Annotated in this window: 17 protein-coding genes; 8 read left to right on the forward strand and 9 right to left on the reverse strand. The window is 42.0% G+C overall.

The genetic code is table 11. From position 1 onward, the window contains the following. Positions 1-27: 27 nt before the first annotated feature. From FKV42_RS01280 to FKV42_RS01295, 4 genes are all read left to right on the forward strand, one after another. Entirely contained in the window at positions 28-735 is a 708-nt protein-coding gene (locus tag FKV42_RS01280; RefSeq protein ID WP_230375385.1) for a class I SAM-dependent methyltransferase, read from the forward strand. Positions 736-799: 64 nt separating this feature from the next. Next, positions 800-3,280, forward strand: a complete 2,481-nt coding sequence (locus FKV42_RS01285) for a U32 family peptidase (RefSeq protein WP_154808428.1) — start codon at positions 800-802, stop codon at positions 3,278-3,280. Further along, positions 3,277-3,696: a TIR domain-containing protein gene (locus tag FKV42_RS01290; protein ID WP_154808429.1), complete on the forward strand. Its 420-nt coding sequence runs from the start codon at positions 3,277-3,279 to the stop codon at positions 3,694-3,696. Before FKV42_RS01285 ends, FKV42_RS01290 begins: the two co-directional genes overlap by 4 nt. A 50-nt stretch (positions 3,697-3,746) precedes the next feature. After that, positions 3,747-3,992: a pro-sigmaK processing inhibitor BofA family protein gene (locus tag FKV42_RS01295; protein ID WP_154808430.1), complete on the forward strand. Its 246-nt coding sequence runs from the start codon at positions 3,747-3,749 to the stop codon at positions 3,990-3,992. On the opposite strand, the gene FKV42_RS01300 is transcribed toward FKV42_RS01295, so the two are convergent. Continuing rightward, positions 3,971-4,657 carry a class I SAM-dependent methyltransferase gene (locus FKV42_RS01300; RefSeq protein WP_154808431.1) on the reverse strand — a complete coding sequence of 229 codons (687 nt, stop codon included), beginning with the start codon at positions 4,655-4,657 and terminating at the stop codon, positions 3,971-3,973. The genes FKV42_RS01295 and FKV42_RS01300 overlap by 22 nt on opposite strands. Before the next feature lie 8 nt (positions 4,658-4,665). After that, entirely contained in the window at positions 4,666-6,258 is a 1,593-nt protein-coding gene (gene lysS / locus FKV42_RS01305) for a lysine--tRNA ligase (protein ID WP_154808432.1), read from the reverse strand. A 208-nt stretch (positions 6,259-6,466) separates the two neighbouring features. Between lysS and FKV42_RS01310 the strand changes: the two genes are divergently transcribed. Beyond that, the gene (locus FKV42_RS01310; protein ID WP_154808433.1) at positions 6,467-6,691 is read left to right on the forward strand and encodes a hypothetical protein; all 225 of its coding nucleotides are present in this window, start codon (positions 6,467-6,469) and stop codon (positions 6,689-6,691) included. Positions 6,692-6,706: 15 nt separating this feature from the next. On the opposite strand, the gene FKV42_RS01315 is transcribed toward FKV42_RS01310, so the two are convergent. The 7 genes from FKV42_RS01315 to FKV42_RS01345 all read right to left on the reverse strand — a co-directional run bounded on the left by FKV42_RS01315 (position 6,707) and on the right by FKV42_RS01345 (position 11,723). Next, positions 6,707-7,492, reverse strand: coding sequence for a C15orf41 family protein (locus FKV42_RS01315; protein ID WP_230375387.1), 786 nt, complete (start codon positions 7,490-7,492; stop codon positions 6,707-6,709). Beyond that, positions 7,476-8,108 (reverse strand): endonuclease III domain-containing protein, encoded by a 633-nt coding sequence (locus FKV42_RS01320; protein WP_154808434.1) that lies wholly within the window; start codon positions 8,106-8,108, stop codon positions 7,476-7,478. Before FKV42_RS01320 ends, FKV42_RS01315 begins: the two co-directional genes overlap by 17 nt. A gap of 15 nt (positions 8,109-8,123) precedes the next feature. Continuing rightward, the gene (locus tag FKV42_RS01325; RefSeq protein WP_154808435.1) at positions 8,124-8,609 is read right to left on the reverse strand and encodes a hypothetical protein; all 486 of its coding nucleotides are present in this window, start codon (positions 8,607-8,609) and stop codon (positions 8,124-8,126) included. Between the two features lie 24 nt (positions 8,610-8,633). Then, positions 8,634-9,482 carry a ribose-phosphate diphosphokinase gene (locus FKV42_RS01330; protein WP_154808436.1) on the reverse strand — a complete coding sequence of 283 codons (849 nt, stop codon included), beginning with the start codon at positions 9,480-9,482 and terminating at the stop codon, positions 8,634-8,636. 90 nt (positions 9,483-9,572) lie between these two features. Then, positions 9,573-10,049 carry a cyclic pyranopterin monophosphate synthase MoaC gene (gene moaC, locus FKV42_RS01335; protein WP_154808437.1) on the reverse strand — a complete coding sequence of 159 codons (477 nt, stop codon included), beginning with the start codon at positions 10,047-10,049 and terminating at the stop codon, positions 9,573-9,575. Between the two features lie 13 nt (positions 10,050-10,062). After that, the gene (locus FKV42_RS01340) at positions 10,063-10,245 is read right to left on the reverse strand and encodes a hypothetical protein (RefSeq protein WP_154808438.1); all 183 of its coding nucleotides are present in this window, start codon (positions 10,243-10,245) and stop codon (positions 10,063-10,065) included. Continuing rightward, entirely contained in the window at positions 10,245-11,723 is a 1,479-nt protein-coding gene (locus tag FKV42_RS01345) for an NAD(P)H-hydrate dehydratase (RefSeq protein ID WP_154808439.1), read from the reverse strand. The genes FKV42_RS01340 and FKV42_RS01345 overlap by 1 nt, the downstream gene beginning before the upstream one ends. Positions 11,724-11,839: 116 nt before the next feature. On the opposite strand from FKV42_RS01345, the gene FKV42_RS01350 reads away from it, so the two are divergent. The 3 genes from FKV42_RS01350 to FKV42_RS01360 all read left to right on the forward strand — a co-directional run bounded on the left by FKV42_RS01350 (position 11,840) and on the right by FKV42_RS01360 (position 15,790). Continuing rightward, the gene (locus tag FKV42_RS01350) at positions 11,840-13,309 is read left to right on the forward strand and encodes a DHH family phosphoesterase (RefSeq protein ID WP_154808440.1); all 1,470 of its coding nucleotides are present in this window, start codon (positions 11,840-11,842) and stop codon (positions 13,307-13,309) included. Positions 13,310-13,715: 406 nt separating this feature from the next. Then, the gene (locus FKV42_RS01355) at positions 13,716-14,426 is read left to right on the forward strand and encodes a YkgJ family cysteine cluster protein (protein WP_154808441.1); all 711 of its coding nucleotides are present in this window, start codon (positions 13,716-13,718) and stop codon (positions 14,424-14,426) included. An 83-nt stretch (positions 14,427-14,509) separates the two neighbouring features. Continuing rightward, on the forward strand, positions 14,510-15,790 hold the full coding sequence (locus tag FKV42_RS01360) for a 3-isopropylmalate dehydratase large subunit (protein ID WP_196214005.1): 1,281 nt from the start codon (positions 14,510-14,512) through the stop codon (positions 15,788-15,790). Positions 15,791-15,959 lie beyond the last annotated feature (169 nt).

Here is a 15,959-nt window from a genome sequence, read left to right on the forward strand (position 1 = left end):
GATATTAGATAACCAGAAGGAATGCTTATGAAAAAATTGCCTGAATGGTATTACGATGAACTGATCCAAGTTGGAACGGATTATGAAAGTGAAGATGAAGTCCTGAACTATGACAGGAAAATGGGAAGCATCCGCAACATTGCCGGAGAAGCTGAAACCATGTGCAAACTCATCGACATCCAGCCGGAGAATGAGATTCTGGAGATTGGGTGCGGGACCGGAGAGTTTTCCATTGAGCTTTCAAAGTATTGCAAAAAGGTAACGGCACTGGATATTTCACAGAAGATGCTTGATTTCGCAGAGAAAAAAGCAAAATTCAGACAAAGAGAAAATATAAAGTTCATCAATGCAGGATTTCTGACATTTGATTCCGGTGAGACAAAATATGATGCAGTTGTCACCCAGCTTGTATTGCATCATCTGCCTGATTTCTGGAAACTTATAGCTCTGAAAAACATCAACTCAATGCTAAAAGAGGGAGGGAAATTCTTCCTGAAAGATGTGGTTTTTTCATCAGAAATTCAGGATTTCGATGAATATTTCTCTCAGCTATTCCAGAATATGCCGACTGAAGCAGATGATAAGGTTGTGGAAGCAATGAAACTTCACATCAAGGAAGAATACTCAACCTTTGACTGGACCATGAAAGGACTTATCGAACAGGCAGGTTTCAAAATTGAGGAATACGTACATAAAAAGGGTTTCATGGCAACCTACCTTTGCATAAAACAGTGAGTCTTTTCTATTCTTGAAAGCAAGAGGGGCTTTTATATACTCTCACCTCATCTGAGCGATTATCATGCTTAAAACCCCCGAACTATTAGCTCCTGCCGGAAACATGGAATCACTGATAGCTGCCGTTGAAAACGGAGCAGATGCAGTGTACCTTGGAATAAAGGATTTCAGCGCCAGGGCATACGCAGGCAATTTCACCATAGAAGAATTCAGTGAAGCACTTGACTTCGCTCACCTGAGAGGTGTTAAGGTTTATGTCACCATGAACATACTCATCAAGGACAGTGAAATGGAAGAAGCACTTGAGCTCATGTGCACCCTTGATGAACTTGGAACTGATGCCATCATTGTACAGGATATGGGACTTCTGGAACTTGCAAGGGAAAAAGTTCCATCACTCCCAATCCATGCAAGCACCCAAATGACGATACACAATACGGAAGCCGTGCAGGCCCTGAATGAGATGGGAGTTAAGAGAATTGTGCTTGCAAGAGAACTCTCACTTGAAGAGATTGCAAGGATAAAAACTGAAACGGGAGCAGAGATTGAAGCTTTTGTTCATGGCGCACTTTGCATCTGTTATTCCGGCCAATGCCTCATGAGCAGTATGATAGGCGGTAGAAGCGGCAATCGCGGATATTGCGCCCAACCATGCCGTAAACAGTACAGATTACGAAGGGATGGAAAGGAAATCAAAACTGAAGGCAGCTACCTTCTGAGTCCTAAAGACCTGAATACATCTGAAATATTACCTGAACTCATTAAAGCAGGAATAGATTCCTTCAAGATAGAGGGCAGAATGAAGCGTCCGGAATATGTTGCAGGCGTTGTAAGGATTTATCGCAACCTCATTGACAGGTTTGCAGAAGACCCGGACAACTATTTTGTAACCGATGAAGAAAAGGAGAATCTTGAGCAGTTATTTAACCGCGAGTTCACTACCGGATACTTCAAAGGCGATCCAGCTGGAGATCTGATGAGCCGTCAAAGACCGCACAATCAGGGGATTGTTGTTGGAAAGGTCAGCGGATTCAATAATAAGTTCAAAAGAATGGAGATCACACTAACCGGAGACCTTGAAGTCGGGGACGGTATAGGCTTTGAAGGCAGCAGGGATGCCGGTACTATTGTCAGAGGAATCTACATTGGAAACAGACTTGAAAAGAAAGCTGGCAATAGGGATATCATAACAATCAATTTTGACCAGCCTCCTAAGAATGGAACCACCGTTTACAGGACACTTGATGATTCCCTGATGAAAGAATTGCAGGCTTCCTACAGTTCTCCTTCACCAATACGCAAGGTACCGGTTTCCATAAAATTCAAAGCACTCATCGGTGAGAAGCTCGAACTCTCACTTTCTGATAACGAAAATAACATACCAACTGTTGTTTCTGACTACATTGTAGAGAAGTCGCAGAAAAGACCTACTACAGAAGATGATGTGAAAAAACAACTCGCAAAAACCGGAAATACTGTTTTTGAAGCTCAGAAAATTGAAGTTGATATGCCGGGTGATGCATTCATACCTATAAAAGAACTGAATAATGCAAGAACCGAAGCAACCACTGAACTGGAAAAGATCAGAATCGAAAAGTTCAGAAGACCGGCACATGACAGGAGTTCTGAAATCCTGGAAGAAGAAACAGAAATAGAAGTTGATACTGAAAGCGAGGAGAAGAAAATACTGCTTTCGGTTAGTGTCAATAGTTCGGAAAAGCTCAATTCCGCATTGAAAAGCGGAGCAGACCTTGTTTACATTGATGTTTCACTTAAAGAGCTTCAAACTCTTGAATGGAAAGTAATGACAGAGCTTGCAACTGAAAAGAAGATTCCACTCTATATGCACACTCCAGTCATAACGAAAGACTCAGAATTCCAGAATGTGAAAGAAAAAATTAAGATTGCAAAAGAACTGGGATTTGAAGGAATCATTGCAGCGAACCTTGGTGTTCTTGAAATTGCACGCAGTTACGGTCTGAAAATACTGACTGACAGTTCCATGAATGTGTTCAACAAACACAGCCTTCATGCACTTGAAGAAAAAGGTGCAAACGCGGTCACACTTTCAACTGAGATGAATCTTGGACAGATTACTGATATCGCAAAATATGGTGATTGCGAATATATTGCTCATGGACAGATTCAGATAATGGAGTCGGAACACTGTCTTATAGGCGGTGTGCTCGGACAGAAAGATGAAAATGGTTTTAACTGTGGTTCCCAGTGCAAGAGTGGTAATTTTGAGATTATCGATGAAAAGGGATTTGAGTTCCCTATAAAAACTGATTCACAGTGCAGAACCCACGTATTCAATTCCAGAGAACTATGCCTGCTGGATGATACCCCCCAGCTTATCAAAGCAGGGCTTTCCAGACTCAGGATAGATGCAAGGAACATGGATGATTACAACGTTGGCATGGTCACAAGGGCATACAGGGCAAATATTGATGCTTACTACACTGGTGATACAAAACACATCTGGCAGGGAAGCGATGTTAGTGAATTCCACACCAGAGGGCACTATCACAGAGGTGTGCAATGAGAGTATTCCTTTCAGCTTCCATCAGGGGCGGCAGGCAGATGCTATCCACTTACATGGAGATGTGCAATTATCTTCAGGACAGCGGCCATGAAGTACTTAGCTGGCATGTGGCTGACCCTGAACTTGAAAAAACTGAATCATTGCTTTCCGAGGAAGATATATACATCAGGGATATGCAATTCCTTGAAAAAAGTGAGTGCATGATAGCAGAGGTGAGTACACCATCAATTGGTGTTGGTTATGAGATCTGTAGCGCACTCCAGAGAGAAATTCCAGTCTTGTGCCTGAATGTTCCTGAAGCGAATGTTTCTGCGATGCTTCTTGGTGATAAGAGGATAATCTGCAAAGATTACCATGATATTGATGAAATGAAAGAATTCATCACTAAATTCCTGAATGATGCTAACAAACACTAATTTTTTAGTAATCATTAAATACTTATCGTAGTAATATAAAAGTGGTGATTATGGCAATTGAAATAATAACTCTTATAGTGGCTATAATAGTCGCTATCATCCTCTGGAAAGTGCTGAAGACCATAAAGAACATGGTAATTAACACAGTTCTGGGTCTTATCATACTGGTTGTTGCAAACCTTGTACTTGGCCTCAATATAGCATACACATGGATAGTTATTTTAGTGTGCGCAATTGGGGGTATAGTAGGTGCACTTCTTATTATTGGGCTGAATTATCTTGGAATCGCATTCTGAAGACGTGCAATTACTCTTATCTGATGGCGCCTGTGTGGCTCGCCATGAAACTTTTTTTCTGACACAAGGTTTTTAATTTCCAGAATTTCAAATCCAGCGAGCAGTGATGCCAGTTCATCCTTAGTGAAATAGTGGTATATGATACCATTTTTTCTGATGAAGGTGTCTTTTTCCACAGACTCGCCACCGTATCTCATATCCTCAGTTCCGAAAACTTCCAGCACAAAAATCGCACGGTTTTTCATCACTCTTTTGATCTCAGAAATTGCCTGCTTTCTTTCATCTTCCAGAAGGTGCTGCAAAACTCCAAGACATAGAATTGCATCAAATGAGTTCTTAGAAAAAGGAATTGATGTTATACTTGAAACAATGCATTCAGCTCTTTTATCACTTTCAACATTGCTTTTTTTAAGATATTCTCTGGCCCTTCTCACTGCGGTTGCCGAGACATCCGTACCGATAGTATTGTACTTACGGGAAAGCGGCAAGAGAAACCTGCCATTACCGCAGCCAAGATCAAGAATTAGTGAACTGGAAGAGATGAAACCCTCCAGCATCGATATCGACCTGGGACCACCCCAGGTCACATGTTTGTATTCTTCATCCCAGGCAAGGAAATGAGATTTGCCCTGAAAGTCATTGCCTGGTAATGAATTGTTCGCCATGATCAGGATCAGGGCTTATAATCTGCTGCTTCCTTAAAGCGAATTGCAAGGAAGTCCTTCTCTAAGGATGAAAGGAACCAGCCTGCCTTTGGGCCTGAAGCCTGTCCAAGAACTGAGATATATATCGCCTTGAAGAGTTCCTTTGGATTTACTTCAAGTGAAGCTGAATCCGCATTAAGTGCATCAGCGATCATGGTGTTAAGTTCGGCACCTGCTTCCTTTGCGGAATATACAAGGTTGTGATAATCCTCACCATTCAGTTCACCACTCTTGTCGAGTATAGCTGATAAAGAACTGAGGAAAGCCCTCTGAAGATCATTGAGCTGTGAAGTGCTTACTGGAAGTTCTTCCTGGACACTGAATTTTGCATTGTCAGGAGCATACATCTCAAGCCAGTTGCCAACATTGTCAACAAGCCCACGTATGCATTCCTCATTGCTGGTGTCGTATCCTGCTCTCTTCACTATATTCATGATCTTATCAAAGTCACCTGCAGCAACCTGATAGATTGTTGTCATGTGCTTGAATGGAATATCAGTGTGACAGAGTCCTGCTGCATGTGAAAGCTCTATCATCCTCTTATCGTAATCTGTTGCCTTGTCACTTGTTTGAAGGCGCTCAAACTCATCCACAAGTGTGAGAAGCGGTAATGCAGGGTCGAACCTGATGTGCTTTTCAGGTTTTGTACGGATGATAAGGTAACGCAGTACCTCAGGTGGCACCACCTTGAGCATATCTTCAATTGAAACAACAACACCTGTTGATGATGACATTGCACCTTTCTGACCAAGCATGATCCATTCATAGACTATTGGATGTGGTGCCTCATAGCCGAAAATATCTCTGGTAATATCAACACCGGTATCATATGAACCGCCTCTTGAAGCGTGGTCCTTGCCGAATGGTTCAACGGTAACACCAAGAGCCTTCCACCTTGCAGGCCAGTCAACACGCCAGGTAAGCTTTCCGCCGCCCTTCATTGGGACTGTGCCCTTGCTTCCGCATGAACACTCATAGTCCACTGTTTCAGCATCAAGATCAAAACCTGTTACTGTAGTAGTGTTTACCTTTCCACAGTCATTGCATATCGGGTTGAACGGGTTCCATGTATCTACCGGAGTCTTACCGGATTTCTTCTGCAAGATTACTGCGATCTCATCCTTTTTCACAAGAGCTTGCTTGATAGCTTCTACGTAGACACCTTCCTTGTAAAGCTCATCTGCCCTGTAGACCTTTGGGTGGATTCCCAGGTGTTCAAGAGCTGCAAGGAATGGCTCAAGGAAGTGTTCGGAATAATTCTTATGCTTACCGCATGGGCATGGAATCTCTGAAAGTGGTTTGCCTACGTGTGGCGCATAACTTTCGTCCAGGAAAGGATAAACCTTTCTTAATGGGTCGTATGTGTCTGCAATGTAGATAAACTCGACATTAGCCCCTTTGTCTTGAAGAGCCCTGAATGCTACATCTGCAGTTACGACCTCGCGCATGTTACCAATATGAATGTGACCTGAGGGTGTGATGCCTGTTGCAACAAGGTGCTTCTTGCCTTTTGCCAGCACCTCGTCTGCGATGACATCTGCCCAATGTGTAATATCTGCCATGATTTCACCGATCTATGATGAGAATATTGTAATGTCCGGATGCTCCGGAGTCAGTAACCTTAGATGATTGTTACTATTATAATCTTTGCTTAACAGAAAAATCCTGATAGGAATCTTATAAGAGTATTTTGTCCGTTTACGGACAGATTCTTATCACATATAAAGTCAACACGAAAAGTATTAATAAAAAATTACTGTTCATTTTATTATGACCCGTATTACCGAAAATATGCATAGGATCTCATTAAGCGCCTCAGAAGATATTTTCAACATGAAAAACCAGCGCGATCCGGAGAGCAATGAGCTCTGGCCATTCCTTGTAGTCCATGCAAATCATGCCACCATCAACAAGGAAGTTGTAGTATATGACGAAGAGGGTGTGTATCAGGTATATACGAAAAATGTCATGTCTGAACTGAAAAAGATACAATAAAATGCTGGAAAATGATTACCAGTATGTCTTGAAGTTCAGAAGTTCTTCTATGGTATCGCGGTCCTTATTGAAGAACCTGTAATCTTTTATCAGATTCCCATTGTAACTAAGCGAATCTATATAACCGTACCAGTAGACGATCATACCGGTGCCGTAATTCTCTTCGTATTCCCTGAACTGCTTTTTAATATAATATTCGTGCTCTTTCTCATCACCAAAAAGAGCCTTGCTTTCTATCCAGAAAATATCGATTCCATCGATCACAATCTCTGAATCCAGCAGAAAATCAGGAGTTTTTGAAAAGCCTTCATCCCTCAGGTCATTTTCTGACCTGTAGGTTATTTCGTGTTCATCAAGCCACTCTGCAAGAATAGACTCTCCCATTTCACCTTTCTCTGCATGAAGCGCATGAGCTTTGGGAGAGAAAAAGAAATCGGATTCCATGGCTGCAATTATTTCTCTTTTAAGACGGCCATCAGGCTGGTCATCAAGATTCCTGATAAAGCCTTTCTTGGGAATACCCATTTCCTTAAGCAGCATGGAAACTATAAGAGTTGCAGGAATATCATTCTTCTTCGCTATTTCAATAATGCTTTTTCCTTTCTTCCACTGCCTCAGATGCCTTGGAGACTTATTCTTTACCCTGGAGAAATTTCTCTTGACCTTTGTAACGGTTTTCTGATTCAATATTGAATGGAGAGTACCTATGGGCTGCGAGAACTTACGTGACAATTTCTTCACGTCATCTACACTCTCAAGGCTTTCGTATATTTTATTGTAGGTCTCAATATCCATTCTCATTCAAATCCTTCAGAATACATTCATTACATCTTTTTTTGCCACAATAGGCTTTTGAATATTCAACTATGAGGGCGTGGTATTCCTTATAGATATCTACGTTTTCGGGAAGTTCAGCCTCAAACCTTTGCTGTAACTGCATATAGTTGCCCTCAATGCCAATGCACTTCATCATTCGGGTCGTATAAGCATCTATAACGAACTTTGGTTTGTTGGCAGCATAAAGCACTATGCTGTCAGCAGTTTCATTACCAACTCCTTTGAGCGACAGTATGGTTTTCCTGAGTTCCATCACAGACCGGGAAAAAATATTTACCATACCATTTTCTGCAAAATAAGTTGCCATGCCCTTTAATCTTGAAGCTTTTTGCCGGTAGAAACCGCAACACCGCACAAGTTCCTCTATAAGCTCGGTATCAGCTTCAGCAAGAGATTCTACTTCCAGAAGACCATGCTCCTTTAAGCCCTCTATAGCTTTTTCCACATTGGTCCATTTTGTCTGCTGGGTAAGCATAGCCCCGATTACAACTTCAAAAGCCGTATCTGCCGGCCACCAGTATTGTGGTCCAAGTTCATCAAGAAGCAGATCATATACCCTGCAAAGTATTCCAGCCGTCATGACATTTCAGAAGAGTTAGTCCCAGAACTTTTCCTCATAATCTTCAGGAAGATCCAGATCCATCAATTCATCCAGAGACTTTCTCTTTTTTTCTTCCTTTTGATCATCTTTGCGAGCTTCAAAAACCGTGGTATCCTTATCATTTACCACTACCTCCTCCTGACAAACAGGAGACATCGGTTCTTTTGGAGGAAGACCGGCAATCTCTGTGGGAGCTTCTGCAGGAACTGGCTGGCGTTGAAGATGTTGACGCCTTTCTGTACTTTGTTCTGGTTCAGGCCAGGATTTTCTTTCTACAGGAGCTTTCTTTTGAAGCTTCATGCGTGTACTTTCAGCATAGGTATCTTCCATAGGAGTGGACCTTGAAAGCTCTTTGTGGGTTGAGCGGTACCCTATTACACATTGTTCGTCCCCGGTACGCCAGTCTACTACGTAAAGGTGGCAGGCTTTTTTCTTACACTGGGAAACTCCGTCTTTGGGACAAACATCGGGTAACGTCATTATCAAACCTCAATATATTAATGTTCAGATACTTCTTAAAGCATTGGCTATAAGAGGTGCCACACTGACACAACTCTGCACCTTTTCTATTGTGTCGGTAGCTATAATATCTTTTACCCCTGCGTTGTACAGGCGAAGCACCGCATTTCTTGCAAGAACCGGATGCACACATGCAAGGTAGACATCCTTTGCTCCCTGTGATTTCAGCAGTTTGATAGATTCAGCCATAGTTCCACCGGTTGCAATCATGTCATCGATAATTATAATATCCCTGTTCATTACATCGACATTCTTTGCCTTGATAGTAACTGAATCACCGGAATGTCTTGTCTTTTCAAGGTAATCGTACTCCAGTCCGACATCAGCAGCTGTGTTCTCTGCAAGAGCTATTGCACCCTTATCAGGTGAGACGATGAGAGGGTTGCACAGGTTCAGTGACCTGATGTGATAACCCAGAAGACGTGAAGCATCCAGATCGAATGCATCGGCATTGAAATAATTCAGAACACTTGATTCATGTATATTTACTGTGAAGATCCTGTCAGCGTTAATTGTCCTTGCGATAGCTCTTGCGGTAATTGGCTCACCGCTTTTGAACTTTTTATCCTGCCTGGCATAGCCCATGTATGGTATAACCACATTGATGACAGGTGAATCCTCACAGGCATCAATAAGCTGTAATAATGCTACAAGATCAGAATCCGTTGTTGTACTCTGAATAATAGTAACTTCATCCACATCCTCATCAAGTATGCGAGAATATAGCTCCCCATCCGGAAATTTTGTGAAGTCACATACAGTAGGCTCAATATTAAGTTCTCTTGCAACCCTTGATGAAAGAGCCTGGGATGCTGGTCCTCCTATAATTTTCAAATAATTTACCTCTTTAAGATTTAATTAATATTAATTTAGGATAATTGATTAGAATGATTTGAATGATTTCTAATGCATCCCTCAAATACATTAGTTTTGGTTCATTTTGACTTTCTCAAGAACCTTTATATTTTGAATACCAGTGGCAGGATAATTGCCAGTCTCATCTTTCTCTGCAGACTTGACCATGTCCCACACAGTAAGCAGGGCAACTGAGACACCTGTAAGTGCCTCCATCTCAACACCGGTTTTTCCGACAGAACGAACCTCTACAGTTGCACGAACAATGTTCCCATAAATTAAAAAATCTACATCCACTTTGGTAATTGGAATCTGGTGACACATAGGAATAAGTTCCGGAGTCTTCTTCACCGCAAGAATTGAAGCCACGCGCGCGGTGGAAAGCACATTACCTTTTTCAACGCTACCTGTGCGTATCTTCTCAATAGTCGCATCATTAAGGACAATTTCCCCGGAAGCTATTGCCTTTCTCACAATTATGTCCTTTTTACTGATGTCCACCATGACCGCACGGTCGTTCTCGATATGTGTGAATGTAGCTTCCAATTAATCACCGTTTTTAATCAATTCTAATATTTTGTCTCTGCAGGTAATCCTCAATAGTAGTATTTAGTTGTTCTTTCAGACTGCGTGCCTCATCAAGTGTGAGTTTGAGTATTTCCTCATCCTTGCCATGACTGACAATGACACGTATCCACTTTCTTTCAATATCCACACTGAGTTTTCTACTTTCTCGCTCCATTATAATACACCTAATATAACATCGGTTATCCGGGCAATTATATCTGTCGCAAGCAACCCGTTCCCTTTTTCCTCAAATGCAAGGTCACCGGCTGCCCCACTGATGAAAACCGCACAGGATGCAGCATCCATAGCATCGTTTACTGCAAAGAGAGCACCGGTTATACCAGTAAGAACATCACCAGTTCCTCCAACAGTCATTCCGGCATTGCCTGTCCTGTTAAGCCGGGTAACTGAGCCATTAGAAATTATATCGGTTTTTCCCTTGAGAACAAGAGTGACATCTTTTTCAGAAGCAAAACTGCTGACAACATCCTTTTTAGAATCAAGTTCCTTTGGAATTTCAGAACCTGACAGACGTGAGAACTCAGCTGAATGTGGCGTCAGGATGAATTTACCCTCACTTTCTAGGGGTAGTTTCAACCCAAAAAGCGCGTCTGCATCAACAACAGCTTTCCTGCATAGAGGCAAAAGCTGTTCTACAGTGTCCAGAGTTTCTTTCTCCCTGCCAAGACCCGGACCAATTACAGCAACATTATGAGTTTCTATGAGGTTTTTAAGAACTGGAATGTTTGAAGGATTTAATCTGTCACCTTCAAGTGGTATTACTATGAGATTTGGTGAAAATGAAGCAACAATATCAGCAACATTTTCCGGTACTGCAACTGTTACAATATCAGCACCGGTTCGAAGTGCTGCCATGGTTGCAAGGGCTGGAGCACCATAGTAAGCGCCGCCGCCAATTATCAAGACTCGTCCTGAATTGCCTTTGTGGGAATCCCTGTTCCTATGTACAAGAGACATAAGATCACCCATCCCCACATATTCTTCTGCATCCTTGCAAACACCTATTGGAGCAACTATTACCTGACCCGCGTACTTTTCAGAACCTGGAATTTCAAGACCTGTTTTCATCCTGTGGAATGTGATAGTTATATCCGCAACCACGCTTTTTACTACCTCTTCACCATCCAGATCATATCCCGATGGGGAGTCTACAGAAATAATGTATGAATTTGAGGAATTTATTAAGTCAATTGCAGTAGATTCAGGTTCTCTTGGAGCACCTTTTATTCCTGAACCAAGTACCCCATCAACAATGATGTCACTATCCTTCCATCCTGCATATTTTTCAAGTTCTTTTGAATCTGCTATTTCTTTTAGTTCTGTAAGACCGCTGTAACTGAGAAGAGAAAAGTTCTGTCTGGATTCTTCTGTCCTTATGCGGGAAGAGTTACCAAGAAGTATCAGTCTTACCTCATAGTTCTCGTTCATCGCCAGATGACGTGCAGCAACAAAAGTATCTCCTCCATTATTTCCCCTGCCTGCAACAAAAAGGACTTTACCGGAACTGATCTTTGAAATTATCTCCCGGGCAATGGCAGCACCGGCATTTTCCATAAGCTGCACAGGGCTTAAGCCAATGTATGCGCAATTAGCATCAATAGCCCGCATTTTTGAAGATGTGACAGAAAACATAGTTACCTATTTATTCCTTAGTTTGCATTGTATTTATCAGTTGATGTATTATTTCTGTAATTTTATTGAAAATTGTTTTATGCAAATATGATTCTTAACCAGATGGAGGTTATTCTATTAACAACGTTGCAAAGGAGATTAACGCAACTGACAAAACTAAGATCAAGCCCACATACCTTATTCTTGGTAGTGGCAGTTTTGGATTTGCATTAGCCAAGGAACTCAGGGAACTTGACAAAGAGCTTATTATCATCGATAAGGATGAGCAGAAGGTTGAAACACTGCGTGAGGAAGCATATGAAGCTGTGGTTGGTGATGTTAGCGACCCGAACCTTTTTGACACAATCAACACCAAGAACCTTGCAGGTATCCTTATACTGAGTTCTGATCCAAAGGCAAACAAAATAGCCCTCAAAAATATCAGGGAAAAAGTGTCATCAGATATCTATTCTGTAGTTAGGGCTCCTGATGTAATCAATATGCAGGAGATGGAAACCCTTGGAGCAGACCTTGTGATCATGCCTCCAAGAATGGTGGCAAAGTCTCTTTCAAGATCACTTGAACGTGCAGAGGCAATGCGCAGAGGTAACAAACTTACCCAGTGGTTTGAGGCAAATAAAGGAAAAAAGCTTGGAATTGTGGTTCATGACAACCCGGACCCTGATGCTATATCCAGTGCTCTTGCCCTGAAAACCATTGCATCATCTTTCAATGTTCTTGCAGATATCATATACCATGGAGAGATAGGACATCAGGAAAACAAGGCTTTTGTGAACCTGCTTGGAATTGATCTTTACAGATCGGAAGATGTCGGATTTACAAATTACGAGAACCTTGCACTGGTTGATTGTTCAACGCCAGGTGCTAATAACTCACTTCCAGCTGATACTCGCGTGAATATTATTATAGACCACCATCCTCTTCCTGATGCAGACATCGATGCAGACTTTATAGATATCAGGCCACACGTAGGAGCTGCTGCTACTATTCTTACGAAATACCTGCAGGAACTCAATATTGATATTGACAGTGAGCTTGCTACAGCACTGCTCTACGGTATAAGGACAGACACTCTTGACTTCAAGAGAAATACCGATTCATCAGACCTTTCTGCAGCTTCATATCTCTATCCGGTATCTGACCATGATATACTGGAACAACTAGAACGTCCTTCAATGTCAATTGAAACCCTGGACGTCCTGGGTGAAGCCATTAACAGCAGACAGGTAGTAGGAAGCTATTTGCTCTCCAATGTGGGAAGTATCCGTAACAGAGATACGTTGCCACAGGCAGCTGATTACCTGCTTAACCTTGAAGGTATTTCAACGTCGATCGTATTCGGAGTTACTGAAGAGAAGATCTACATCTCCGGACGCAGTAACGATATCAGGGTCAATCTCGGAGATATCATGAAAAGAGCCTTCGGAGAAGATGCTGGTGGTGGACATGCAACCGCTGCAGCCGCACAGATCCCTCTGGGAGTTTTCAGTGTATCTAAAGACCGCCAGACACTATTAAGACTTGTAAATGAAGCTGTCGTTAAAAGATTCCTGGCAGCTGTTGGTGTGGAAGAGACCGACGAATAACTCTTCCGTTGCTGTTTTTTAATATGGTGTGCTGCAACATATATATTAATGTGTATAGATTGTGGAATATATTATGCATTATGCACTACATGATGTGCATATATTGCTCTGTTTGTTGAGCCAAGTAGTGTCTACGATTTAATGACATCATCGTTACCCACAACATACCTGATGCCAAACATACAGATAATATCCATATGACCATACAAACGAATACAAGAGCTTACGTATTAAAGCACATAATATGTATGCCCTTACAAAAGAATACAAAAAATACTGCGCAATATTCAATTCACACGTCCATCACAACAAAGAAATAGACAGATCTACGCAGAAACTTTTAGAGAGATGCATGGGATTGTCCTACCCTATAGATGATAAATGATCAGAACATTCAGATAAGCAGATGAATGAGAATTTGAAGGAAATCCTGATCTGTGAGCTTGAAGCAGAACTTGATGCTGCAAAGAAGATAAGCGTGCAGGAAATTGCAGATGAGATATATAGTATAGGATTTCAATGCCTGATATGCAGTAAATGTTGTCGCAGGGATTTTGGAGATAACAGGGTTGCAGTAACAACTACTGAAATACATACAATCGAATGTAGTTATAATAGTAGATGGGAAGAGATTGCAGAGCCTTTTGTTGCAGAAGCTAAATCTCCGGAAGAAGAATGCGAGACTAATGCAGCAGACGGACTCATCGACGAAGAAGGCAATATACATACATTTGGATGGATGCTGCGTCGCAAGAAGAACCGGGATTGTTCTTTCATTCCCGATGATACCACAAACCATCGTTGTGAGATTTACAAACTAAGACCTCTTTTGTGCAGTACATATCCATTCTACATGGAAGGACTCAAACTCAATACATCTGAATGTGAAGGTGTTGGAAAGGAGATAGGAGCTCAGGAAAGTTATGCACTTGCAGAATTGGTGCTGAAAAGATACATTCTGGAACTAGAGGATACTATTCTTACATATAAAAACTATAACGGGTTTGAAACCGGAGAAAATGGTAAAAATATTGCGGAATCTTGCCTGAAGCAAGGATACTTAAATTACGTCGTACATTATAGTGAGGGAAGTTACAGGATAGTAAGAAATATCTGAATTTACCCTAAATTGGGCTTAAAATTACACTAATTTCATTTATCGATTGATTTATAACAAATAAACATTATGCAGGAATAAACATGTCTACTAATAATGAACCTATGACGATCTCTGAGAAGATCTTTTCAAAGGCTGCCGGGAAGACGGTAAAAGCCGGAGAATTCGTACTGGCCAATATAGACAGGGCAATGACCCACGATATCACAGGACCTCTTGCAGTAGAAGGATTCTACGAGATTATGAGGGACAAGGAAGAGAAGAAGGTATGGGACCCAAGCAAGATTGTAATTCTTTTCGACCACCAGGTTCCTGCAGACTCACTTAACGCTGCACAGAACCACATAATGCTCAGGAAGTTCGCAAAGGAACAGGGCATCATTAACTATGACGTTTACGAAGGTGTCTGTCATCAGGTAATGCCTGAAAAGGGACATGTAAAGCCAGGAGACCTCGTAGTAGGTTCAGACTCACACACCTGTGCATATGGTTCACTGGGTGCATTCTCAACAGGAATCGGCTCAACTGACATGGCAGCAGTTTTTGCATCAGGAAAGCTCTGGTTCAAGGTACCTGAAACCATCAGGTTTGAGGTCGAAGGAAAGCTTCCAAAGCACGTCTACTCAAAGGACATCATTCTCCACCTTATCGGTGACGTAGGTGCAGAAGGTGCAAGATACAAGGCTGCAGAATATGCAGGTTCAGCTATCAGTTCACTGCCAATGTCCGAGCGTATGACCATCTCAAACATGGCTATCGAAATGGGCGGCAAGGCTGGTATAATTGAGGCTGACGCAGTTACAGAAGCATACCTTAAGGAAAGAATACCAGACTATGAGTTTGATCCATACTGGAAGTCTGACGAAGGTGCAGAACGTGAGCTTCACAAGTATGACATCAGTAACCTTGAGCCACAGGTCGCATGCCCACACAACGTAGATAACGTTAAGCCGGTTACAGAAGTTGAGGGCACAAAGCTTGATCAGATCTTTGTGGGTTCCTGCACAAACGGAAGATTCGAGGATATCGAAGTTGTCGCAAAGATGATGGGTGACGAGCCTGTTGCAAAGGGCGTAAGGCTCCTTATCATCCCTGCATCAAGGACTGAATACATGAAGGTACTCAAAGCAGGTTACATTGAACAGTTCATGGAAGCAGGCGCAATTGTGGAAGCACCATGCTGTGGTCCATGTATGGGAGGTTCTTTCGGACTTCTCGGTGACGGTGAGGTAGGACTTGCAACGTCCAACCGTAACTTCAAGGGACGAGAAGGAAGCCCACAGTCCTTTGTATACCTGAGTTCACCTGCAACCGCTGCAGCATCTGCACTCACAGGAGAAATTACAGATCCCAGAAAGATCTGATTTTTCCCTATTATTTCTTTTTTCAACTGTGCGACCACAAGAGATATATTAAACAAATTTAATGATAGTTCCAGACGTTGGTATAACCAACACTATCCCGTCATATTGTGTGTGGATTACAACCAACGTCACTATAACTGTTTTTAAGCTGTTTACCTTCAAAACTTAC

Source organism: Methanolobus vulcani (genome assembly GCF_006546655.1).
Classification (GTDB): domain Archaea; phylum Halobacteriota; class Methanosarcinia; order Methanosarcinales; family Methanosarcinaceae; genus Methanolobus; species Methanolobus vulcani_A.